At 64.9% G+C, this 20,560-nt stretch carries 22 protein-coding genes; 13 read left to right on the forward strand and 9 right to left on the reverse strand.

Annotated features, from left to right (window positions below):
* The first annotated feature begins 286 nt into the window (after window positions 1-286).
* Window positions 287-1,846 (forward strand): winged helix-turn-helix domain-containing tetratricopeptide repeat protein, encoded by a 1,560-nt coding sequence (locus RAD15_RS26320; RefSeq protein WP_458181109.1) that lies wholly within the window; start codon window positions 287-289, stop codon window positions 1,844-1,846.
* A 50-nt stretch (window positions 1,847-1,896) separates the two neighbouring features.
* Here the strand turns inward: RAD15_RS26320 and RAD15_RS26325 are convergent, their stop codons facing one another.
* Together RAD15_RS26325 and mddA are read right to left on the reverse strand one after the other, a co-directional pair.
* On the reverse strand, window positions 1,897-2,319 hold the full coding sequence (locus tag RAD15_RS26325; protein WP_458181110.1) for a GFA family protein: 423 nt from the start codon (window positions 2,317-2,319) through the stop codon (window positions 1,897-1,899).
* Between the two features lie 205 nt (window positions 2,320-2,524).
* Complete coding sequence (gene mddA / locus RAD15_RS26330; RefSeq protein WP_458181111.1) at window positions 2,525-3,313, reverse strand: methanethiol S-methyltransferase; 789 nt, start codon at window positions 3,311-3,313, stop codon at window positions 2,525-2,527.
* Window positions 3,314-3,446: 133 nt separating this feature from the next.
* On the opposite strand from mddA, the gene RAD15_RS26335 reads away from it, so the two are divergent.
* Window positions 3,447-4,997 (forward strand): winged helix-turn-helix domain-containing protein, encoded by a 1,551-nt coding sequence (locus RAD15_RS26335; RefSeq protein ID WP_458181112.1) that lies wholly within the window; start codon window positions 3,447-3,449, stop codon window positions 4,995-4,997.
* A gap of 10 nt (window positions 4,998-5,007) precedes the next feature.
* On the opposite strand, the gene RAD15_RS26340 is transcribed toward RAD15_RS26335, so the two are convergent.
* Entirely contained in the window at window positions 5,008-5,847 is an 840-nt protein-coding gene (locus RAD15_RS26340) for an alpha/beta fold hydrolase (RefSeq protein WP_458181113.1), read from the reverse strand.
* A gap of 56 nt (window positions 5,848-5,903) precedes the next feature.
* Window positions 5,904-6,392, reverse strand: a complete 489-nt coding sequence (irr, locus tag RAD15_RS26345) for a Fur family transcriptional regulator Irr (protein WP_458181114.1) — start codon at window positions 6,390-6,392, stop codon at window positions 5,904-5,906.
* Between the two features lie 182 nt (window positions 6,393-6,574).
* Here irr and RAD15_RS26350 point away from each other — a divergent pair, with 182 nt between their 5' ends.
* Complete coding sequence (locus RAD15_RS26350) at window positions 6,575-6,886, forward strand: hypothetical protein (protein WP_458181115.1); 312 nt, start codon at window positions 6,575-6,577, stop codon at window positions 6,884-6,886.
* A 10-nt stretch (window positions 6,887-6,896) separates the two neighbouring features.
* Here the strand turns inward: RAD15_RS26350 and RAD15_RS26355 are convergent, their stop codons facing one another.
* The 3 genes from RAD15_RS26355 to RAD15_RS26365 all read right to left on the reverse strand — a co-directional run bounded on the left by RAD15_RS26355 (window position 6,897) and on the right by RAD15_RS26365 (window position 9,078).
* The gene (locus RAD15_RS26355) at window positions 6,897-7,466 is read right to left on the reverse strand and encodes a DUF2147 domain-containing protein (RefSeq protein WP_458181116.1); all 570 of its coding nucleotides are present in this window, start codon (window positions 7,464-7,466) and stop codon (window positions 6,897-6,899) included.
* Between the two features lie 31 nt (window positions 7,467-7,497).
* Complete coding sequence (locus RAD15_RS26360) at window positions 7,498-8,160, reverse strand: DUF3313 domain-containing protein (RefSeq protein ID WP_458181117.1); 663 nt, start codon at window positions 8,158-8,160, stop codon at window positions 7,498-7,500.
* A gap of 285 nt (window positions 8,161-8,445) precedes the next feature.
* Window positions 8,446-9,078: a TetR/AcrR family transcriptional regulator gene (locus RAD15_RS26365; RefSeq protein WP_458181118.1), complete on the reverse strand. Its 633-nt coding sequence runs from the start codon at window positions 9,076-9,078 to the stop codon at window positions 8,446-8,448.
* A 214-nt stretch (window positions 9,079-9,292) separates the two neighbouring features.
* Here RAD15_RS26365 and RAD15_RS26370 point away from each other — a divergent pair, with 214 nt between their 5' ends.
* The 7 genes from RAD15_RS26370 (at window position 9,293) to RAD15_RS26400 (ending at window position 16,043) form a co-directional block, all read left to right on the forward strand.
* Window positions 9,293-10,843 (forward strand): ABC transporter substrate-binding protein, encoded by a 1,551-nt coding sequence (locus tag RAD15_RS26370; RefSeq protein WP_458181119.1) that lies wholly within the window; start codon window positions 9,293-9,295, stop codon window positions 10,841-10,843.
* Window positions 10,844-11,032: 189 nt separating this feature from the next.
* Window positions 11,033-12,004 (forward strand): ABC transporter permease, encoded by a 972-nt coding sequence (locus tag RAD15_RS26375; protein WP_458181120.1) that lies wholly within the window; start codon window positions 11,033-11,035, stop codon window positions 12,002-12,004.
* The gene (locus tag RAD15_RS26380; RefSeq protein ID WP_458181122.1) at window positions 12,001-12,840 is read left to right on the forward strand and encodes an ABC transporter permease; all 840 of its coding nucleotides are present in this window, start codon (window positions 12,001-12,003) and stop codon (window positions 12,838-12,840) included. The genes RAD15_RS26375 and RAD15_RS26380 overlap by 4 nt, the downstream gene beginning before the upstream one ends.
* Window positions 12,841-12,843: 3 nt before the next feature.
* Window positions 12,844-14,463, forward strand: coding sequence for an ABC transporter ATP-binding protein (locus tag RAD15_RS26385; protein WP_458181233.1), 1,620 nt, complete (start codon window positions 12,844-12,846; stop codon window positions 14,461-14,463).
* A 167-nt stretch (window positions 14,464-14,630) separates the two neighbouring features.
* Window positions 14,631-14,804, forward strand: coding sequence for a hypothetical protein (locus tag RAD15_RS26390; protein ID WP_458181124.1), 174 nt, complete (start codon window positions 14,631-14,633; stop codon window positions 14,802-14,804).
* Window positions 14,801-15,010: a hypothetical protein gene (locus RAD15_RS26395; protein WP_458181125.1), complete on the forward strand. Its 210-nt coding sequence runs from the start codon at window positions 14,801-14,803 to the stop codon at window positions 15,008-15,010. The genes RAD15_RS26390 and RAD15_RS26395 overlap by 4 nt, the downstream gene beginning before the upstream one ends.
* Window positions 15,011-15,107: 97 nt before the next feature.
* Window positions 15,108-16,043 (forward strand): AEC family transporter, encoded by a 936-nt coding sequence (locus tag RAD15_RS26400; protein WP_458181127.1) that lies wholly within the window; start codon window positions 15,108-15,110, stop codon window positions 16,041-16,043.
* A gap of 31 nt (window positions 16,044-16,074) precedes the next feature.
* Here RAD15_RS26400 and RAD15_RS26405 read toward each other — a convergent pair whose 3' ends face one another.
* Entirely contained in the window at window positions 16,075-16,359 is a 285-nt protein-coding gene (locus RAD15_RS26405; RefSeq protein ID WP_458181128.1) for a hypothetical protein, read from the reverse strand.
* A 123-nt stretch (window positions 16,360-16,482) separates the two neighbouring features.
* On the reverse strand, window positions 16,483-16,824 hold the full coding sequence (locus tag RAD15_RS26410) for a hypothetical protein (RefSeq protein ID WP_458181129.1): 342 nt from the start codon (window positions 16,822-16,824) through the stop codon (window positions 16,483-16,485).
* Window positions 16,825-16,945: 121 nt separating this feature from the next.
* On the opposite strand from RAD15_RS26410, the gene RAD15_RS26415 reads away from it, so the two are divergent.
* The 3 genes from RAD15_RS26415 to RAD15_RS26425 all read left to right on the forward strand — a co-directional run bounded on the left by RAD15_RS26415 (window position 16,946) and on the right by RAD15_RS26425 (window position 20,535).
* Complete coding sequence (locus RAD15_RS26415) at window positions 16,946-17,266, forward strand: hypothetical protein (protein WP_458181130.1); 321 nt, start codon at window positions 16,946-16,948, stop codon at window positions 17,264-17,266.
* A 224-nt stretch (window positions 17,267-17,490) separates the two neighbouring features.
* A complete protein-coding gene (locus RAD15_RS26420) occupies window positions 17,491-18,216 on the forward strand; it encodes an outer membrane protein (RefSeq protein ID WP_458181131.1) in 726 nt (241 codons plus the stop codon).
* A gap of 165 nt (window positions 18,217-18,381) precedes the next feature.
* A complete protein-coding gene (locus RAD15_RS26425; RefSeq protein WP_458181133.1) occupies window positions 18,382-20,535 on the forward strand; it encodes a methyl-accepting chemotaxis protein in 2,154 nt (717 codons plus the stop codon).
* Window positions 20,536-20,560: the final 25 nt, after the last annotated feature.

A 20,560-nucleotide genomic window follows, 5' to 3' on the forward strand; every position in this document is an offset into this window, starting at 1 on the left:
TCCGCTACGCTCCGGCACCTCCAGCGACAACCGCTTCGCGGCTGCGCAGGGATGACGGTGATGGATGCGGCACTCGGCGACGTCAGATTCAGAACCTGGCTCGCGACAATCTGACCGAAACGGCCGCATTCTCACTCAAATTGTATTCCTCACCGAAATCCGCATGGCTGCCATCACGCGATCGTGGTGAACCGGGCTGACCGTTCGGCGGACTCACAGACTTCAAGTCGGAATCCATTTTGATTTCATCATTGCCTGATGTCGTCGTGAGGCCTGAGTTTTCGACGTGCAATTCATGTTCCGGGACCACCTACTCGATACCGACCGGCGCGAGCTGAGCCGCGAGCAGGTTCCCGTTTCCGTGGAACCGCAGGTTTTCGATCTCGTCGTCCACCTCATGCAAAACCGCGACCGGGTGGTCAGCAAGGACGAGCTGATCGACAAGATCTGGCATGGACGCAGCGTCTCCGAATCCACCCTGACCAGCCGGATCAATGCGGCGCGCAAGGCGATCGGCGACAGCGGCGCGAGCCAGGCGCTGATCCGCACCGTCGCGCGCAAGGGCTTCCGCTTCGTCGGCGACGTCGAGACAAAGCTCGGCACAACCGAGCCGGAACCGCGCCTCGGCGCGAGGGCCCTGCGGGTCGAACTCGCGCTGCCCGACCGGCCCGCGATCGCCGTGCTCCCCTTCACCAACATGAGCGGAGACCGCGAGCAGGATTATTTCTCCGACGGCATCAGCGAGGACATCATCACCGCGCTGTCGAAGCTGCGCTGGTTCTTCGTCGTCGCCCGCAACTCCTCCTTTGTCTACAAGGGCCGCGCCGTGCACATCCACGAGGTCGCGCGCGAGCTCGGCGTGCGCTATGTGGTCGAAGGCAGCGTGCGGCGGAGCGGCGAGCGCCTGCGCATCTCGGCCCAGCTCAACGACGTCTCGACCGGCAGCCATCTCTGGGCCGAGCGATACGACCGGGAGCTTGCCGACATCTTCGCCGTGCAGGACGAGATCACCGAGGCGATCGTCGCCGCGATCGAGCCGCAGCTCTATACCGCGGAGAGTTTCCGCGCCCAGCAGAAGCCGCCAGGCAGCCTGGACGCCTGGGACCTCGTGATGCGCGCATTGTCGCATTACTGGCGTATCACCCGCGAGGACAATGCCGCCGCGCAAGGACTGCTCGGAAAGGCCGTCACGATCGATCCTGCCTATGGCAAGGCGCTGGGCCTGCTCGCGACCAGCCACATCTTCGGTGCGCATATGGGCTGGGCCGACATGGCCATGACCGTGCCGATCGCCGAACGCGCGGCGCTCGCGGCGGTCGAGGCCGATCGCGACGACGCCTGGGCTCATCACGGCCTCGCTTATACCTATCTGTTCCGCCGTCGCTTCGACGACGCGCTGGCGGAGTTCGAGCTGGCGCTGAGTCTCAATCCGAATTTTGCGATGGCGCACGCCTTCTACGGCGTCACGCTGTGCTACGCGGGACGATGGCAGGACGGCGACGCCGCTGCGCGCCGGGCGCTGCGGCTGAGTCCGCGCGATCCGCTCGCCGCGATCTATTGCGGTGTTGCCGCCTATGCCCGCTTCATCGGCCGCGACTACCAGGGCGCCGTGCAGATGGCGCGGGAATCGATGCGACAGCGCGCGGACTTCGTCGGCGCGCACCGCGTGCTGACGGCCGCCGCCGGCATGTCAGGGGATCTCGCGCTCTCGACGTCGGCGCTGGAAGCCCTGCGCCGCGCCCAGCCCGGCATCTCGCTCGCCTGGATCACAAGCGAGTTGCCGATGCTGCGCGAGGAGGACCGCGCGCATTACCTCGAAGGCTTGCGGCGCGCGGGGATGAGGTAGCGAGTCACAGCGGCCATGCCCCCACCCCCACAAGGGGAAGGGAAGACAAGCTACTCCTGCATCATCTCGCCGCTGCCGCCGAACTCGGCCGGAAAATCCTTCAGCTTCGGCAGACCGTCGCGCATCGGCAGCACCGTCTCGGAATAGTTGACGTGGACGCCCGGCGCGAATGCGAGCGTCGGGATGGTGGCCGTGAAGACGTCGACCAGGCCGAGCGGCGGGTGGTTCGTCATGAGATGGCCGCCGCACTTCCTGCAATATTTGCGCTGGCTGAGCGGTGTCTTGGCAAACGTCTCGACGTTCTGGGCGCCTTCGGTGATGCGCACGGCTTCGGGCTTCCACAGGCTGAAGGCGTTCACCGGACCGCCCGACCACGAACGACAGGAACGGCAATGGCAATAGCCCATCGCCTCCGGCGCGCCCGTGACTTCGACCGTGACGGCGCCGCAAAAGCAGTTTCCGACATGTTTCATAGATCGTCTCCGTTGATGAAGGGGAAATCCTCTCCCCGCTCCTGTTCACGAAATCCCGTGAAGACGGATGCGGGGAGAGACGTCGGGGTGAGGGGAATCACCCCGGGGACGTTGAGGGGACGCGCGCGTGCGAGGCTCTTGCGTTACCCGGCCCGGCGCCGTCCTGCGTCCTCCTTTCGAGGGACGCGACGGAACGACGCGGAGACTATACCGATCTGCGCCAGGGAATAAGCATCGACACCCGTTGTTTGTACTGCCGGTACTCGTCGCCGAAGAGAGCGATGAGGTCATGCTCCTCCAGCGCGATGCCGACGAAGATATAGAGCGTGGTCACGGCCGCGAACAGCAGATGTCCCGCCGTCATGGTCGGGGCCGCCCAGAACGCGATGATGAAACCGAGATAGATCGGATGACGGACGAACTTGTAGAGCAGCGGCGTCTTGAAGCGCGGTGGCGCGGCCTCCTTGCCGACGAGATGATTGGTCACTTGATGCAGGCCGAACAACTCGAAATGGTTGATGATGAAGGTCGAGGTGAACACCAGCACCCAGCCCGCAAAGGACAGCGTGACCACCGTCACGGCAAGATCCGGGTTCTCGACCTCCCATATGACCGCGGGCAGCGGACGCCACTGCCAGAACAGGAGGAGCAATGACAGGCTCGCGAACAACACGTAGGTCGAGCGCTCGACCGGCTTGGGGACGAACTGCGTCCACCACGCCTTGAATTGTTGGCGCGCCATCACGCTGTGTTGAACCGCGAACAGCGACATCAGCAGCAGATTGATGATGACCGCGCGAACGACCGGCGCTTCGGCTCCGGTGTCGATGGTCTTCGGCACCATCACCCCCATGACGAAGCCGATGGCGTAGAGAATGGTGACGAAAAACACGAGATATGCCGCAATTCCGTACAGAAAGGCGATGAACTTGAAAACGCGTGAGCCCGCAACCTCCGGGCTGATGGAATGAACCTGGTGATCAATTTGGGTCATAGAACGCTCCGTTGTGCCGAGGCATCGGCACTGTTTGGTCTTCGCACCATGCCGGATCGGACGTCCCCAGACTTTGGCGGACGGTTGATTTTAGCCTGAGACGACTTTGATTTTTGCTTGAGACGACAGAAACGTGCGATTTCGCTTTGAAAACAACGTACTCGACGGCGACCTGCGGGAGCTGACCTGCGGCGGGACAGCCGTGCCGTTGCAGCCGCAGGTGTTCGATCTCTTGCTCTATCTGGTCACACAACGCGCCCGAGTGGTCAGCAAGGATGACCTGATCAGCCAGATCTGGAGCGACCGGATCGTCTCTGATTCGGCCCTGAACAGCCGGATCAACGCCGCGCGCAAGGCGCTGGGCGACGACGGCGCGACGCAGCGGCTGATCAAGACCATTCCACGCAAGGGCTTTCGTTTCATCGGCGAAGCCCGGGAAGAAGTGGCAGCATCCCCGGTGCCGGCCGAAGCCAGGCCGGCGCCCCCGCGCGCGGCGGCGGACCGCCCGGCGATCGCGGTGCTCGCCTTCGAGAACATGAGCGGCGATCCCGCCCACGACTATTTCGGCGACGGGATCAGCGAGGACATCCTCACCGCGCTGTCGCGGCAGCGCTGGTTCATGGTGATCGCCCGCAACTCGTCCTTCACCTACAAGGGACGCGCGGTCCACATCAGGCACATCGCGGAGGAACTCGGCGTCCGCTACGTCGTCGAAGGCAGCGTGCGCAAGGCGGACAACCGGGTGCGCATCACCGCGCAGCTCAACGACGCCACGTCGGGCAGCCATATCTGGGCCGAGCGCTATGACCGCGAGCTGGTCGACGTCTTCGCCGTGCAGGACGAGATCACCAACGCGATCGCCGCGGCGATCGAGCCGCAGATTCACGCGGCGGAAAGTTTTCGCGCTCATCGCAAGCCGCCTGCGAGCCTGGATGCCTGGGATCTCCTGATGCGGGCGCTGTCGCACTATTGGCGGGTGACGCAGCGGGATCACGAAGCCGCACGGGCGCTGCTCGAACGCGCGATCGGGATCGACCCGAACTACGGCCAGGCGCTGTCGGTGCTCGCGGCGAACCACATGTTCGGCGTGCATCTCGGCTGGGCCGAGCTCGCCCTGGTGGCGCCGGCGGCGGAAGCCGCCGCGCTGGCGGCGGTACGCTGCGACCATGAGGATGCCTGGGCACATGCCGCGCTCGGCAGCGTCTGCTTCTCGACACGCAGGCTTGCGGACGCGCTGTCGGAGTTCGAGCAGGCGCTCGCGCTCAATCCGAATTTCTCGCTGGCGCAGGGTTATTACGCGCTGGCGCTGTCCTATGCCGGACGTTCCAGGGATTCGTTCGAGGCAGCGCAGAGGGCGATCCGGCTCTCGCCGCGCGATCCGTCATTGGCGATCTATCACGGCATCGCCGGCTACGCGCGCTTCACCACACGGCACTACGACGAGGCCATCGCGCTCGCACGCGAGGCGATCCGGCACCGCGGCGACCTGACCGGCGCCTACCGCGTTCTCGCCGTCGCCGCCGGCATGACCGGCGACGGGATGCTTGCGGAGAGGGCGCTGGGCGAGCTCCGCCGCACCCAGCCCAACATCTCGTTGCGCTGGATCGCGACGCAATTGCCGTGGGCCAACGAGGCCGATCGCGAGCACTATCTGGAGGGATTCCGGCGGGCGGGACTGAGGTGAGCGGGTGCGATCAGATATGCGACGCAAACGCGTCGAGCAGCTCGTTGAAGGCATCCGCCTTCTCCCATTGCGTGGAATGGCCGGCACCGGCGACGACCTGAACCGCACCGCGCCACAGGGTCGGGGCGGCCAGGCGCTGGAGATAGCCGAGATCGACGATCTGCTCCTCGCCGCCCTGCACGATCGCGAGCGGAATCTTCAGATTGCGCACGATCTCGACTTCGTCGGCGAGCCCGCCTGCCTGCGCGACGACGCCGAGACAGGCGCGGGCATTGCCGTCGGTCCTGTGAAAATCCTCAACCACGAAATCGGGGACCGGCGTATAGCCGGGCGCGAAAGCCGTGTGCACCCATTCCTCGATCTGCGCCTCGGTCGGCGAGGCCGTGAAGGCCGTGGGTGACAAATTCTTGAAACCGGCAAAGCCCGCAGGGCCGCTGCCGACCGGCGGCGTGCCGAAGATCATCAGTCCGGCGGCCATGGGCAATAATGCCGCGGCATTGAGCACGGCGTGGCCGCCGAGGCTCCAGCCGACGACGACGGCATTCCTGAGATTGAGTTCGCGCGCCACCGCCGCGATGGCCGCAGCATAGCCGCGGCCGGAATAATCGCTTGCCGGATTCGGCGGGGGCGAGGAGGCGCCGTGCCCGGGCAGGTCGATCGCGACGATGCGATACTTGCCGCCGAGCGGCCCCTGCAACTGCTTCTGCCAGATGCGCGAGGAGGCGGAATTGCCGTGGACGAGGAGAATTGGTCTCCCCTCGCCCGTGCTTTCGAACCCCGCAATAGTCTGCGCGCCGAGCTGCATGTGCAAAGGGCGCAAGTTCAGGTCTGGAAAGGGCTGGTCCGTCATGAATACCGATCTCGCAATCGATCGGAAGCCAGTCTGGCACGCCTTGCGCGGCAGCGCTACGTCGCTCGCTTCCGGCGCAGATGGACGATGACGTCGAGCCGCGCGATCTCGTGACCGGGAAGCGCCTCGGGCACCTTGGTGAAGGCGAGGCCGTCGGCGACGTCGACCAGCACATCCTCGCCTTCGAGGTAGAAGTGCGGATGCACGGATGTGTCGGTGTCGAAGAACGACTTGATGCCGTCGGCGGCGATCCGGCGCAACAGGCCGGCCTCGGTGAACTGGTTCAGCGTGTTGTAGACGGTCGCGAGCGATAGGTACGCATTCGCCGCCATCGCCTCGCCATGGAGACTCTCGGCGGTGACGTGACGATGGCCGCTCAGGAACAGCAATTGGCCGAGCGCCAGGCGCTGGCGCGTCGGGCGGAGGCCGGCGTCGTTCAGCAATTGAAGGCAGCGCTGCACGCCCTCATCCGCGAGCGGATCGAAGCCGGCGACGTCAGGGCCGCTGTCGTCGCCTGCATGGATATTCGCGGCCTGGATGTCCATCGATCGTCCCACGGCTCGAGGACCAGGACGCGCAATGACGTGTCCCGCCAGTTGCTATTCGATCGCAGAAGCGGCGACTTGGCTTTGATCCGGATCAAATTTGAGCCGGGCCCGCCTCTGACCTATCGCAAGACGGCCAGCTTTATTCCCGGCCAGAATGTCCCGGTATCGATGAGGCTCACATGTCCAGGCCGGTTCCCGACAAAGCAGAGATCGCGCTCGAATATCCCGACAAGTTCTATGTCGGCACCTTCGAGCATTCATCCCGGTTCGAGGCGCGCCTCGACGGCAGCGGCCTGGCGCTGGTGCTGCAACATCCGGGCGCTGCCGACGAACGCAAATCGGTGCATCTGCACATCAACTTCGGCCTGCTCGCCGGTATCCTGCGTGAGCTCGCAGCGAGCGTCGCGGCCTTCCCGAAGGACGATATTGCTCATCGCGAGCAACTCGCAGACGCGCTTGCCGAGCTGCAACGGGCACTCGGGACCTCGTGAACGCGAACCGCTACTTTGCTTTCGCGGGGATCGGCTTCGGGGCCGGCACTTGCGCCCATTCCTTGTCGGCGCGAGGGCCGTTGAGATCGCCGGTGAGGCCGACGAGCTGGCCGGGCTGGACGTCGAGGGTCTGCTGCCAGTTCTGGGTCTGGCACAGGAACTTGAGCAGGCATCCCTTCAGCTTGAGGCGGTCGGAGGAGTCGCGCCAGAGCGAGACCGAGTAGGACTTGCCGTCCTCGGCATTGTAGATCTCGCCCGCGAACCGTCCCTCCGGCGTCGCCTGCAGGCCCATGATGAGCTGGTGGCCGAGCAGCACACGGGCGCGCTTGTCGGGGTCCGGATTCTGGCTGTCGCGATAGGGCTGGCCGCGCTTGTCAGCGGGCTCCTTCATCCAGACGATGAAACCGCAGATGCGGTCACGCGACGGCCCGCAGCGCTCGAGCCGGATGCGGGCACGGCCGTCCTCGACCAACCAGGTGCCGGTGGGATCGGCGGACGTGGCGGCCCCCGCGCGGCCGCCAAATGCCATCATCACGATCGTGATCGCGATACGCAGCACGAAGCGAAGGAAGAAGTTCATCGGCAACACCTTTCGTTGGATGGTCGCGGCGTCAGTTAAGTTGCGCCATCAGCGCGTCGGCGCCCTTGTCGAGGCCGGCAGTGGCGGCCGCGAGCGCGCCGACGCTGGCCTTGATGTCGTAGGCCCCTGGGTATTGCTTGGTGACGTAGGCGGAGAGCAGCCGCGCGGTCCCGGCGTCGAAGATCTCGACGCCGTAGATGACCGAGCCCGTCAACATGCCCTCGCCGTCGCGTGCCGCCTGCACGCCGTTGTAGACCGCGCCAGCCATGTCGAAACGCGAGAGCGTGCCGAGCACCGGCGTGTTGGTGACGGCGCCGGTCAGCGTCAGCCTGATCCGCAGCGTGTTCGGCCCGCGCTCGCGCACCAGCGCGAAGCGGCCGCGCAGCCGGTCGGCGAAACGATTCTGCATGTAGGCGGCGAGCGTCGCCTTGTCCTTGTCGGACATGTCGCCGAACTGGTGATCCCTCCCGCGATAGACCACGACGGGATCGAGGATCACCTTGTTATAGGCGCGCCAGTCGACCTGCGTGGAATAGCGGTAAGGCACGCGGCCGGAGGCGTCCGACTTGTCCGGGGCCATGTAGGCCGAGGACGCCATCTCCGAATAGGGCACGGGGGCGACCGAGGCGCAGCCGGCCGCGGCGACGCAAAGCACCAGCGTTCCCAGACCGCGCAGGGCGATCGAGCGATCCATTCCAGACTCCTCTAGCGATTCCTAGGAAAGGCCGTTTTCAGCAAAGGCCTGTTGGGGAAAAGGCGATGGGAACCGCAGCCGCGTACGGGACCACACGCGGCTGCGACACTCACCATTGCCGTCCCAAGGCTTCGTCCGGGGCCAATTCGGAAGCCTCGGGCCGTCTCAGTGTTTCCATTTATAAAACCGACTAGTTGGTTTGTAAAGTCGCAAAACGGTACCCTGACACATTTGGCCGCAGGCGCGGCATTGTGCAGTTAACGGATGGATTTTGTTAACGATGAATCAGGCGCGCTTCTTGCGCGGGCTCGCCGGCTTTGCCGCTCCGGATTTGGTGACACGCGTTGTGGCGGGCCGGGCGAGACCGGTCCATTGCGCGTCATCGAGCAGGCGAGCGAACAGCCGCTGGTGCTCGTCCTTGCTGAGTGGCGACATGCCGAACAACGAGCTCAGCAGCAGCCCCATCGCGCCGGCCCAGCGCAGCATCGCCAGATCCGGATCGGCGGATTCTTCCCTGATCGCGGCCATCCGCTCCATCTCGCGCTCACGCGGCAGCGCCATCAGGCGAGGATTCTCGACCATGGCCGCAACCAGTGCCAGCGCGGCGGAATTCGGCGAGAGCGCCGCTTCACGCACGGTGGCGAGCTGGGTCGCCAGATTGGGATTGGCGGAGGTCTCGCGCACCTTCGCCATGGTGCGGGTGGAGAACTCCTCGAAATGCGTCATCTGCCGCTCGAGCAGCGCCTTCAGCACCGCTTCCTTGGTGCGGAACTGATGCATCACGCCGCCCTTGCTGAGGCCGCTCTCGCGCGCGATCGCATCCAGCGTCAACCGTCCCGGTCCATCGCGCGCAATGATCGCGATGGCCGCCTCGAGCGCAGCGTTGCGGGACCGTTCGGAGCGTGTGGCGTTGTCCATGCCGACTTGTCTCCGTGACAAGATCATGAATCAAGTGAAAACAGGACGCGCTGTACATTTTTTGTGCTGACACTGTCGAGACTTTCATCTTGCGGCGCCGAATGAGACTATGTGAGCCTCGATATCGGATGGGGACTGGGATGGGCCGGCCGTAGCTTTGCGCGCCATGACGTGCGAAGCGTTGACGGCTGGTCTCGCTTGAGAAAGATACGACATGCCAAAACGAGTGTTGCTTGGTCTCCTCCTGGCTTGCGGCCTCACCGCCCCGGCGCTGGCGCAAGAGCCGAAGATGGGGGGCGCGATCAATGCCGTGATCCAGCCCGAGCCGCCCGGCCTGATGCTGGCGATGGTCCAGAACGGCCCGGTGCAGATGGTGTCGGGCAACATTTTCGAAGGTCTGCTGCGCTACAGCCCCAAGCTTGAGCCGCAGCCGGAGCTCGCCGAGAGCTGGAGCGTCAGCGAGGACGCCAAGACCTACACCTTCAAGCTCAGGAAGGGCGTGACATGGCATGACGGCAAGCCCTTCACTGCCGCCGACGTGCTGTTTTCGATCGATATGCTGAAGCAGACGCATGCGCGCGCCCGTAACAACCTCGCGCAGGTCGACAAGGTCGAGGCGCCCGACGATTACACCGTCGTCTTCACGCTGAAGCAGCCGTTCGGCCCGTTCCTCGGCATCTTCGAGGTCGGCTCGATGCCGATGGTGCCGAAGCATCTCTACGAAGGCACCGACTGGAAGACCAATCCCTACAACAACGCGCCGGTCGGCACAGGCCCCTTCATGTTCAAGGAATGGCAGAAGGGTTCCTTTATCCGCCTGGTCAAGAACCCCAATTATTACGAGAAGGGCAAACCCTATCTCGACGAGATCTACTGGCAGATCATTCCCGACGCCGCCGCGCGCTCGGTGGCCTATGAGACCGGCAAGGTCGACGTGCTGCCCGGCGGCTCGGTCGAGAATTTCGACGTGCCGCGGCTGTCCAAGCTGAAGGACACCTGCGTCACCGGCACCGGCTGGGAGTTCTTCTCGCCGCTGGCCTGGCTGTGGCTGAACAACCGCCAGGGCCCGCTCGCCGACAAGCGGGTGCGGCAGGCGGTGATGTATGCGATCGACCGCGACTTCGCCAAGGACGTGATCTGGAACGGGCTCGGCAAGGTCGCGACCGGCCCGTCGGCCTCGACCATCAAATATTACACCGACGACGTGCCGAAATACCCTTACGATCCGGCCAAGGCCAAGGCGCTGCTGAAGGAAGCCGGCTACAAGGGCGAGAAGATCCGCCTGCTGCCGCTCGCCTATGGCGAGACCTGGCAGCGCTGGGGTGAAGCGGTGAAGCAGAACCTCCAGGACGTCGGCATGACCATCGAGACGATCGCCACCGACGTCGCCGGCGGCAACCAGAAGATCGGCGACTGGGATTACGACATCGCCTTCACCTATCTCTACCAGTACGGCGATCCCGCGCTCGGGGTGGGGCGCAACTACGTCTCCAGCGCCATTGCCAAGGGCCAGGTCTTCAACAACGTCGAGGGCTACTCCAACCCGGAGATCGACAAGCTGTTCGCCGACGGCGCGGTCGCAACGCCGGACTCCAAGCGCAAGGAGATCTACGAGAAGGCGCAGAAGATCCTGGTCGAGGACGTGCCGGTGGCCTGGATGCTCGAGCTGCAATTCCCGACCATCATGCGCTGCAAGGTCAAGAACCTGATCACCACGGGGATCGGCGTCAATGACGGCTTCAAGGACGCATGGCTCGACAAGTGATGATGCCCGCTCCGAACTCCCCTTACCTCTCCCGCTTGCGGGAGAGGTCGTTACGCGCGAAGCGCGTAGCGGGTGAGGGCTCTCTCCACTCGGGACTTTCTCTGCGGAGATACCCCAACCCCAGCCCTCCCCCGCAAGCGGGAGAGGGGGCGAACCGCCGCTGTGGCGCCCCTCTAACCTATCTCTAAAATGCTCTCCTTCGTCGCTCAGCGTGTCGTGAAGGGCGTGATCGTCCTGCTCGCGATTGTCGTCCTCAATTTCTTCCTGATCCGGCTTGCGCCTGGCGACCCCGCTGTCGTGATGGCGGGCGAGGCCGGCGCCAGTGACCAGATCTTCGTCCAGCAGCTCAGGGAGAAGTTCGGCCTCGACAAGCCGTTGCCCGAGCAGCTCTTCATCTACGTCAAGGGCGTCGTGACGCTGGATCTCGGCTTCTCCTTCCGTCAGCAGGCGCCGGTGTCGAAGCTGATCCTTGAACGGCTGCCGGCGACATTGCTGCTCACGCTCACCGCATTTGCGATCTCGCTCATGCTCGGCGTTCTCTTCGGCACGTTTGCCGCGCGCTTTGCCGGAACCTTCCTCGACACGGCCATCACCGTCTTCGCGCTGATCTTCTACGCCATGCCGATCTTCTGGGTGGCCTTGATGGGCATCCTGTTGTTCTCGGTCACGGTCGATTGGCTGCCGAGCTTCGGCTACGAGACAGTCGGCGCCAACCTCACCGGCTTTGCCCACGCGATCGACGTCGCAAAACACCTGATCATGCCGGCGATGACGCTCGGACTGTTCTTCATGGCGACCTACACCCGCATGACGCGCGCCTCGATGCTGGAGGTGAAGCGACTCGACTTCGTCAAGACCGCGCGGGCCAAGGGTCTCAGCAACGCCGTGATCCAGCGCCGCCATGTGCTGCGCAACGCGCTGCTGCCCGTCGTCACGCTCGCCGGCGTGCATGCCGGCACGCTGATCGGCGGCGCCGTCATCACCGAGACCGTGTTCGCGTGGCCCGGCATCGGGCGCTTGATGTACGACGCGCTGCTCCAGCGCGACTACAATCTGCTGCTCGGCGTCTTCGTGACCTGCTCGATCATGGTCCTGATCTTCAACCTCATCACCGACCTCGTCTACCGCCTGGTCGACCCACGCATCGAATTCGCCTCATGAAACAGTTCTGGAAGTCGATGCTGAAGAGCCCGAGCGGCGTCATCGGGCTCATCATCCTGCTGCTCGCGATCTCGGTTGCGGTGTTCGGCCCCATGCTGTTCCCGAACTCGCCCTGGCGCATGGTGCAGCGGCCGTTCCTGCCGCCCTTCACGCTCTCGACCGTGCCGCTCGGCACCGACGCGCTCGGCCGCGACGTGTTCGCCGGCATGATCTTTGGCGCACGCGTGTCGCTGCTGGTCGGCCTTGTCTCCACGCTGGTCGCACTGGTCGTCGGCGTTCCCATTGGCGCCATGGCCGGCTATTTCGGCGGCAAGGTCGACGACGCGCTGATGCGCTTCACCGAGTTCTTCCAGACCATTCCGAGCTTCGCCCTCGCGATCGTACTGGTCGCGATCCTCCAGCCGTCGATCTATTCGATCGTGGCCTCGATCGCACTGGTGAGCTGGCCGCCAGTCGCGCGCCTCGTCCGTGGCGAGGTGCTGTCGCTGCGCACGCGCGAATATGTCCAGGCCGCCGTCGTCACGGGCCAGAGCAACAGCTGGATCATCCTGCGCGAGATCCTGCCCAATGCGCTGTCGCCGGTGATCGTGCTGGCCTCGCTGATGGTGGCGACCGCGATCCTGCTGGAATCCTCGCTGTCGTTCCTCGGCCTCGGCGATCCCAATCTGATTTCCTGGGGCTACATGGTCGGCGCCGGCCGCACCGTGATCCGCCAGGCCTGGTGGATCACCGTGTTTCCCGGCGTCGCCATCCTGATCTCGGTGCTCGGCCTCAACCTGATCGGCGAAGGCCTCAACGACGCGCTCAATCCGCGCTTGTCGCGGGAGGGACGCTAGATGATGACCGCACCGCCCGCCGTCTCCATCAAGAATCTTCGGATCGCGCTGCCCAAGGGCGCCGAACGGCCCTTCGCCGTCGACGGTGTCTCGCTGGACCTGCGACCCGGCAAGATCGTCTGCGTCGTCGGCGAATCCGGCTCCGGCAAGTCGATGTGCGCGCATGCGCTGATGGGCCTGTTGCCTGATACGGTCTCCGTCACCTCCGGCGAGATCCAGTTCGAAGGCCGCGACCTGCTCAAGCTCGACGACGACGGCTGGCGCGACCTGCGCGGCCGCCGGTTCGCGATGATCTTCCAGGAGCCGATGACCGCGCTCAATCCGTTGATGCGGATCGGCGACCAGATGGCGGAGATGTTCGAGGCCCACGGCCTGCTCTCACCGAAGGAACGGCGCGCAAGGGCGCTGGCGCTGGCGCGCGAGGTCGGCCTGCCCGACCCCGAGCGCATCGTGCGCGCCTATCCGCACCAGCTCTCCGGCGGCCAGCGCCAGCGCGCCATGATCGCAATGGCGCTCGCACTCGAACCGGCCGTGCTGGTCGCGGACGAGCCGACCACCGCGCTCGACGTCACCACGCAGGCGCAGATCCTCAAGCTGATCCGCAATCTCCAGCGCAACCGCAACATGGCGGTGATGTTCATCACCCACGACTTTGGCGTCGTCGCAGATATCGCCGACCAGGTCGTGGTGCTCCGCCACGGCAAGGTCGCCGAGGAAGGCCCCGCCGCAACCGTCTTCAGCGACCCACATCACGACTACACCAAGGCGCTGCTGGCCGCCGTGCCGTCGATGGACCCGCCGGCACGCAACCCCCTCGATGATCAGGCGAGGGCCGTCGAAGTGATCGGGCTGGACAAGACCTACGTCACATCAGGCGGCTGGTTTCGCGAGGACCGCCGCGTCGATGCCGCGCGCGAGGTCAATTTCAGCATCCTCAAGGGCGAGACGCTGGGTCTCGTCGGCGAGTCCGGCTCCGGCAAATCATCAGTGGCGCGGCTCGTGATGCGGCTGATCGAAGCCGACCGCGGCACGGTGCGGATCGGTGAGACCGATCTGACCTCGCTCTCGGGCAAGGCGCTGCGCGCGGAGCGCCATCGCATCCAGATGATCTTTCAGGATCCGTTCGCCTCGCTGAATCCGCGTCGCAAGGTCGGTCACATCATCGCCGACGGCCCCATCGCGGCCGGCACTGAGCCGAACGTGGCATTCGACCGCGCCCGCGATCTCCTCAAGATGGTGGGCTTAGACGCCGGCGCGCTCGACCGCTACCCGCATGAATTCTCGGGCGGCCAGCGCCAACGCATCGGCATTGCGCGTGCGCTGGCGCTCGAACCGGAAATCATCGTCGCGGACGAGGCGGTCTCCGCGCTCGATGTCTCCGTGCAGGCGCAGGTGTTGCGACTGCTCGAAGACCTCAAGACGCGGCTCGGCCTGTCGATGTTGTTCATCACTCACGACCTGCGCGTCGCCGCGCAAATCTGCGACCGCATCGCGGTGATGCAACGCGGCGCCATCGTCGAGCTGAAGCCGACCGCGCAACTGTTCGCCGCGCCCGAGCACGCCTATACGCGCGAGCTGCTTGCGGCAGTGCCGGGGCGGAAGGAACGCGCGCCCGCGGCGTGAGGCGGGCTTCGCTTCGGTATCCCGTTCCGCTTTGGGAACACAGCAGTCACGGGCTTTTTATCCCTCGTGACCGCCTGCACCACTGCAAAGCTCAAGGCTGCTCCCCACATCGCCATTGAATGATTTCCATCATCTGATGATGGATGTTGCGATCCATTGGAGCCGACATGGGCCAGGTTATTCAGTTTGTCTCGAAATCCGAGCGCGAGCGCATTCGTCTCATCGAGGAGGCGCGCGCGATCTACGACAGCATCTTCCCGCCGGCAGATCCGGCCGGGGCGCGGCAGGACAACGCAACGATCGGTCGCGCCGTCATCGGCGACGGAGGCAACCTTTCGTGATCAAGATCATTGCCGTGCTCTGCAGCCTGTCTTCTCCAGGGAATTGCCATGAGCAGACCGTCACCACGTCGGACTTCGCCGACGTGTCGATGCAGTCCTGCCTGATGGGCGCGCCGCAGCTCGCCGCATGGATGAGCCAGCATCCGGCCGAGCGCCTGGCGGGATGGCGCTGCGTGGTCGGCCAGCCGGGCGGCAGGGGCGCTTGAGGTCGGCCTGACGGATCGGCGCAATCGGTTGAGCCGTGACGACGGTGCATCTCCGGGCTAGGATGGCATGTCGCTGCCTGGCAAAGGGGGAAGCCGGATGGAGGTCGCCAGCCTCGTTCTTCCCGTGTTCGCGATCATCGTCACCGGCTGGTTGGCCGGGGAGCTCGGCTATCTCTCCCGCTCGCTTGCCGATGCCCTGGTACATTTCGCCTACAACGTCGCGATGCCGGCGCTGCTGATCGTCACCATCGCGCAGGAATCGGCGCGCAATCTGCTGGAGTGGCGTTTTCTGCTCGCATTCGGCGGCGGATCCCTGATCTGTTTCGTGCTGGTGTTCCTGCCGCTCCGCGCGAGCGGCAAGCACGATCTCGCCAGCAGCACGATTCACGGCATGGCGGCGGCGATGACCAATACCGGGTTCGTGGCGCTGCCGATCCTGCACGCGATCTATGGCCAGCCGGCCGTGCTGCCCGCCGCGGTGGCGACGGTGTTCGTCGCCGCCGTGATGTTTCCGATCACCGTCATCCTGCTGGAAAAGGACGCGCGAGGAACTGTGTCTTCCGCGGCACTGGCGAAGCAGATCCTGCTCAATCCGATGGTGCTGTCGACCCTCGTCGGTCTCGTCTGGGCGATCACGGGCTTGCCGATCCCGGCGCCGGTCGCCGCCTATCTGAACATGATCGCCGCCGCGCTCACGCCGTGCGCGCTGTTTGCCATCGGGCTCGGGCTGTCGGTCGAAGGCCTGCGATCGAACCTCAGGGCATCGTTTGCGCTCGCGGCGGTGAAGCTGGTGGTCATGCCGCTGATCGTCTACGGCCTCTGCGCGGTTCTCGGCCTCACCCCGCTCTACACGGTAGCCGCCGTCATCTGCGCGGCCGTGCCGACGGCAAAAACCGTGTATGTCCTCGCGCACGAACACAAGGTCGAGGAGAAGCTGGTCGCGGCCACGGTGTCGATCACGACGATGCTCTCGGTCGCGACCTTGCTGGTCGCGCTCTATCTGCTCTCCGGCCTCGCGACGGGCACGCGCTGACCGGCCTCGGTCGGCGCCTTGCAGACCTGTTCTATCTTGTGGTGTTGCTCCAGGTCGGGACCGAGTTGGTCACGCCGACCGACGGCCAATTGTAAGTTCCGATCGACGGCGCAGTGACCGTGCCGACCGTCTGCCCGGACGAGCCGTAAGACGCCCTCGGCTGCACCGCCGCCGATCCGGCGCCCCCATAGGTCGGGGCCACCACACCCGTGCTGTAATGTCTGCTCGAGCGCACCTTCTTCGCTTCGGCCGCGAAGGGTGCGGCAAGCAGCCCGGCTGTGATGAGTGTGGCAATGGCGAGTTTGATGCTTGTCATGGCTGATCCCTCCGTCGCTAGGGGCCCCTCGTGCCATCTGTTCATTCATCGGGCGATGTCCATAGGCACCCGATCATAACTCCGTGCGCAGGCGAATGTGCCGGAGCACGGCAACGCCGCAAATTACCACCGCTTCGGCCGGCGGGCATGGCGGGCATGCCGCTCCTTCACGGTCGCGACCGAATGCGTCAGTTCCTTGAAGGCGGTGATCGCCTTGTCTTCACCGAGCGCGCAATCGGGACGGCTTTCGAGATGCTCGATCACGACCAGCAGCGCATCGGCGAGCTGCCCGATCTGCTTGCCGTAGCTGCCGACATCCGACAGCACGTCCTTCTCGACGTCAGGTGCCGAGGATTGGCCGACCGTGATGTTGACGAGGCCGAACTGGCCGCCGGTTGGGCTGAAGAACGACGGATAGATGGACTGGACGACGTCCCCCGACAAGGGCAGCTTGAACACGGGCATGCGATTTCCCCTCGCTGACGTTCGACCGGCGTGGAAACACTATCACGATCATGCCCTCCTTCGGATGGACCCGAATCAGCGCTAGTGCATTGACCTCATCGACTTCGCGCATTGAGGCGACATGACCGGCCCCGAACTGAAGCAGCTCCGAACCGACCTCTCCGATGCCCTCGGGCGCAAGCTCACTGCGGCCGACATGGCAAAGCTCTGCGGATTGCCGGAGAAGGGCGGCGCCGACACCATCCGGCGCTGGGAGGTGAGCGGCCCGACGCCGCCCGCGACCAAGGTGCTGCGCGTGCTCGCGATGGCGAGCGAGCGCTATCCGATCCTGGAGAAGTTCGACATCTTCGATCGTCACGACGTGCGCGAGGAAGACCGGCCGGCAAAGCGCGCCGCATTCCGTGAACAGATGCGGGACGAGGCACGGCGACGTCTTGGTTAACGAAAGACGCGCGCGCGTTACCCGGGGCGCACGAAATTAAGCCTTCCTTCAGCATTTCTTAAGCCGACATTAAGCACGAAAATCATTTGCAAGCCAATAAGTTAGGTCGGCTGCCGCTGTGCCACGGATGTGACAGCATTTTCGTCAAAAGCGAGCTATCTGCAAAACCAACGACGGCGCGGAAAGCGCGCCTGCCGGGGACCTTTAGTGTTGGAGTTTGGACTATGAAGAAGATTCTGTTTGCGACCGTGGCGCTGCTCGTGGCGGGCGCGGCTGCGCCGGCCGTCGGCGCCGATCTCGGCAACCGCAACTATTACAAGTCGCCCGCGCCGGCCTATGCCGCGCCGATCTACAACTGGACCGGTTTCTATATCGGCGGCCATGTCGGCGGCGCCTTCTCCAGCGACAACAATTTCAACGGCCTCTCCACCGGCAACAACGGCAATGGCCGTTTCCTCGGCGGCGTGCAGGTCGGCGCGGACTGGCAGCTCAACCCGAACTTCGTGGTCGGCCTCGAAGGCCAGTATTCCTGGCTCTCCGGCAGCGTCGGCGCGGTGTTCCCAGGCAACGTCGCCTACACCAACGACCAGCGTGGCCTCGGCTCGATCACCGGCCGCGTCGGCTACACCTGGGGTCCGGGCCTCGTCTACGTGAAGGGCGGCTACGCCTATTCGGACAACAACGAGAGGGTGACGGTCGCCGGCGTGCCGACCGGCTTCATCATCGATGGCGATCACCGCAACGGCTACACGATCGGCGCCGGCCTCGAATACATGTTTGCCCCGAACTGGTCGGCCAAGGCCGAGTACCAGTACTACAATTTCGGCGACGCGCACTTCACCGCGGGCCCGCTGGCGGGCACCGGAAACTTCACCACCGACGACCACACCGTCAAGGCGGGCGTCAACTACCGCTTCAACTGGGCAAGCCCGGCGGTGGCGCGCTACTAAGCGGTTATCAAAACCTTATCGCGATGAAGGGCCGGCCTTGTTGCCGGCCCTTCTTTTTTCGCTGTGCGGAACGTCGCCAACCATTTGCGCCAATTGCGATTTTTTAACCGGCGCCGCCGATACTGCCGGCCACAAAAGATAAGCAAGAGTGTGGGGGAATTTTCGATGGCGATCCGTCTGGGCGTTGGCCGTTTGCTTGGTCGATTCAAGCCTCGCTTCAAAATGCCGACATGGGGCGTGCGCGGCAGCCTGTTTGCGGCCTTCGGAGTGATCGCGGGCATGGGCCTCGTGATCTCGGCCGGCGCCGGCCTGGCGCTGCAGAATCTCGGCGGACGCATGACCGAGCTGAGCGGACGGGACATTCCGCGCCTTGCCGCAAGCCTGCAATTGTCGGCCCTGAGCGCGAGCCTCGCGGCGCAGGGACCGGCCCTGCTTGCGGCTCAAAGCGAGGACGCCCTGAACGAGCGCACCAAGAAGCTCAGGGAATTGCAGGAGCAGACACAGCAGAAACTCAACGAGATCATCGAGCTCGGCGGCGACAAGGCCGTCGTGTCCGGACTCAGCGAGACGATGAAGAGCATCAACGAGGCGGCCCAGAGCCTGGCCAAGGCCGCCCGCGAACGGCTGGATATCGCCGCCCTCCATGACAAGCAATATGACGCGCTTCGCAACGCGCAGGGCGCCTTCGTCGGCGCGGCCAGCCCGGCGATGCTGGACGCGCAGACCCGGGTCAACGCCATTCTCGGCTCGGCCGACCTGTCCGCCGCAGATGCCACCGATGCCGCGCAGACCGTCGGTCAGCTCGGCAACGTCGTCGCGAGCGGCAATCTCGCAGCCGCCGACATGAGTGCGGCGCTGTCGGCGAACACGAGCGACAAGCTCGACGACATCCAGAAGGAATTCAAGACGGCACAGGGCCGCCTGCGATCCAACCTCGATCTGTTGCCGGACACTCAGGGCAACAAGATGCTGCGCGAGACGGCGGAAAAGCTGCTTGCGCTCGGCACCGGCAAGACCGGCGTGTTCAATCTGCGTGAGAAGGAGCTCGACGCCGTCGACTACGGCCAGACCATCCTGGACGAGACCCGCAAGCTCAATGTCGGTCTCGGCATCAGCGTGCAGCAGCTCGTCGACGGCGTGCAGAAGGAGACCAACGGATCGACCTTGCAGGCGCGGCAGGAGATTTCGCTGGCGACGACTGTGATGCTGGCGCTCGGCGCACTGATGCTGTTCGGCTCGGCGCTGTTCGTCTGGCTCTCTGTCGGCCGCAACATCCTGCGCCGGATCACCGGGCTCCAGCGCGCCATGCAGCTGCTCTCGGCCGGCGATCTCGACACCGATATCGCACGCGCAAAGCACAATGACGAGATCGGCGCGATGACCGACACGCTGACCGTGTTTCGCGACAGCATGATCGAAGCCCGGGCGCTCGCCGGCGAACAGGACAAGGACCGTATCGCCAAGGCCGAGCGTGCCGCGCGCATGGAGGCGAAGATCGCCGAATTCGAAGGCACGGTGCGCTCCGCGCTGGACAATCTGGCGCAATCGGCCAATTCGATGCAATCGACCGCACAGAGCATGTCGACCACCGCCGACCAGTCCAACGCGCTGGTGAACGCGGTCGCCTCAGCCGCGGAGGAAACGTCGGTCAACGTGCAGACCGTGTCGTCCGGCACCGAGCAGCTCTCGTCCTCGATCGAGGAGATCAGCAAGCAGGTGGTCACCTCGGCCGCGATCGCCAGAAAGGCGGTGGATGAAGCCGGCGCCACCGACACCACGGTGCAGAGCCTCGCCGACAGCGCGAGCCGCATCAGCGTCGTGGTCGATCTGATCCAGACCATCGCCTCGCAGACCAATCTGCTGGCGCTCAACGCCACCATCGAGGCGGCGCGCGCGGGCGAGGCCGGCCGCGGCTTCGCGGTGGTCGCGTCCGAGGTGAAGAGCCTGGCGAGCCAGACCGCCAAGGCGACGGAGGAGATCCGCACCCAGATCGCCAGCATGCAGCAAGTCACGACCTCCGCGGTCGGCGCCATCCAGGGCATCGGCCGGATCATCGGCGAGATCAACGACGTCACCACCACGATCGCAGCCGCGGTCGAGGAACAGGGCGCGGCCACCCGCGAAATCGCCCGCAACATCCAGCATGCGGCCGGCGGCACCAGCGAGGTCTCCAGCAACATCGTCGGCGTCTCCACCGCCTCGGCCGAAGCCGGTGCGGCGGCGAACGAAGTGCTGGGCGCCTCCGACGCGCTCCGCCGCGAAGCCGACATGCTGCGCGGGGAGATCGACGCGTTCCTCAACAACATGCGGGCGGCCTGACTGTCATTCCGGGGCGCCTCGAAGA

This window comes from Bradyrhizobium sp. 14AA (genome assembly GCF_054185205.1).

What these genes read in the sequence shown, in the direction of transcription:
- RAD15_RS26325 (WP_458181110.1), bottom strand. Translation starts at nt 2,319, where the DNA reads ATGAAACATGTCGGAAACTGCTTTTGCGGCGCCGTCACGGTCGAAGTC.
- RAD15_RS26405 (WP_458181128.1), bottom strand. Translation starts at nt 16,359, where the DNA reads ATGACAAGCATCAAACTCGCCATTGCCACACTCATCACAGCCGGGCTG.
- RAD15_RS26400 (WP_458181127.1), top strand. Translation starts at nt 15,108, where the DNA reads ATGGAGGTCGCCAGCCTCGTTCTTCCCGTGTTCGCGATCATCGTCACC.
- RAD15_RS26365 (WP_458181118.1), bottom strand. Translation starts at nt 9,078, where the DNA reads ATGGACAACGCCACACGCTCCGAACGGTCCCGCAACGCTGCGCTCGAG.
- RAD15_RS26410 (WP_458181129.1), bottom strand. Translation starts at nt 16,824, where the DNA reads ATGCCCGTGTTCAAGCTGCCCTTGTCGGGGGACGTCGTCCAGTCCATC.
- RAD15_RS26355 (WP_458181116.1), bottom strand. Translation starts at nt 7,466, where the DNA reads ATGAACTTCTTCCTTCGCTTCGTGCTGCGTATCGCGATCACGATCGTG.
- RAD15_RS26350 (WP_458181115.1), top strand. Translation starts at nt 6,575, where the DNA reads ATGTCCAGGCCGGTTCCCGACAAAGCAGAGATCGCGCTCGAATATCCC.
- RAD15_RS26375 (WP_458181120.1), top strand. Translation starts at nt 11,033, where the DNA reads ATGCTCTCCTTCGTCGCTCAGCGTGTCGTGAAGGGCGTGATCGTCCTG.
- RAD15_RS26420 (WP_458181131.1), top strand. Translation starts at nt 17,491, where the DNA reads ATGAAGAAGATTCTGTTTGCGACCGTGGCGCTGCTCGTGGCGGGCGCG.
- irr (WP_458181114.1), bottom strand. Translation starts at nt 6,392, where the DNA reads ATGGACATCCAGGCCGCGAATATCCATGCAGGCGACGACAGCGGCCCT.
- RAD15_RS26380 (WP_458181122.1), top strand. Translation starts at nt 12,001, where the DNA reads ATGAAACAGTTCTGGAAGTCGATGCTGAAGAGCCCGAGCGGCGTCATC.
- mddA (WP_458181111.1), bottom strand. Translation starts at nt 3,313, where the DNA reads ATGACCCAAATTGATCACCAGGTTCATTCCATCAGCCCGGAGGTTGCG.
- RAD15_RS26415 (WP_458181130.1), top strand. Translation starts at nt 16,946, where the DNA reads ATGACCGGCCCCGAACTGAAGCAGCTCCGAACCGACCTCTCCGATGCC.
- RAD15_RS26340 (WP_458181113.1), bottom strand. Translation starts at nt 5,847, where the DNA reads ATGACGGACCAGCCCTTTCCAGACCTGAACTTGCGCCCTTTGCACATG.
- RAD15_RS26385 (WP_458181233.1), top strand. Translation starts at nt 12,844, where the DNA reads ATGACCGCACCGCCCGCCGTCTCCATCAAGAATCTTCGGATCGCGCTG.
- RAD15_RS26370 (WP_458181119.1), top strand. Translation starts at nt 9,293, where the DNA reads ATGCCAAAACGAGTGTTGCTTGGTCTCCTCCTGGCTTGCGGCCTCACC.
- RAD15_RS26425 (WP_458181133.1), top strand. Translation starts at nt 18,382, where the DNA reads ATGGCGATCCGTCTGGGCGTTGGCCGTTTGCTTGGTCGATTCAAGCCT.
- RAD15_RS26390 (WP_458181124.1), top strand. Translation starts at nt 14,631, where the DNA reads ATGGGCCAGGTTATTCAGTTTGTCTCGAAATCCGAGCGCGAGCGCATT.
- RAD15_RS26360 (WP_458181117.1), bottom strand. Translation starts at nt 8,160, where the DNA reads ATGGATCGCTCGATCGCCCTGCGCGGTCTGGGAACGCTGGTGCTTTGC.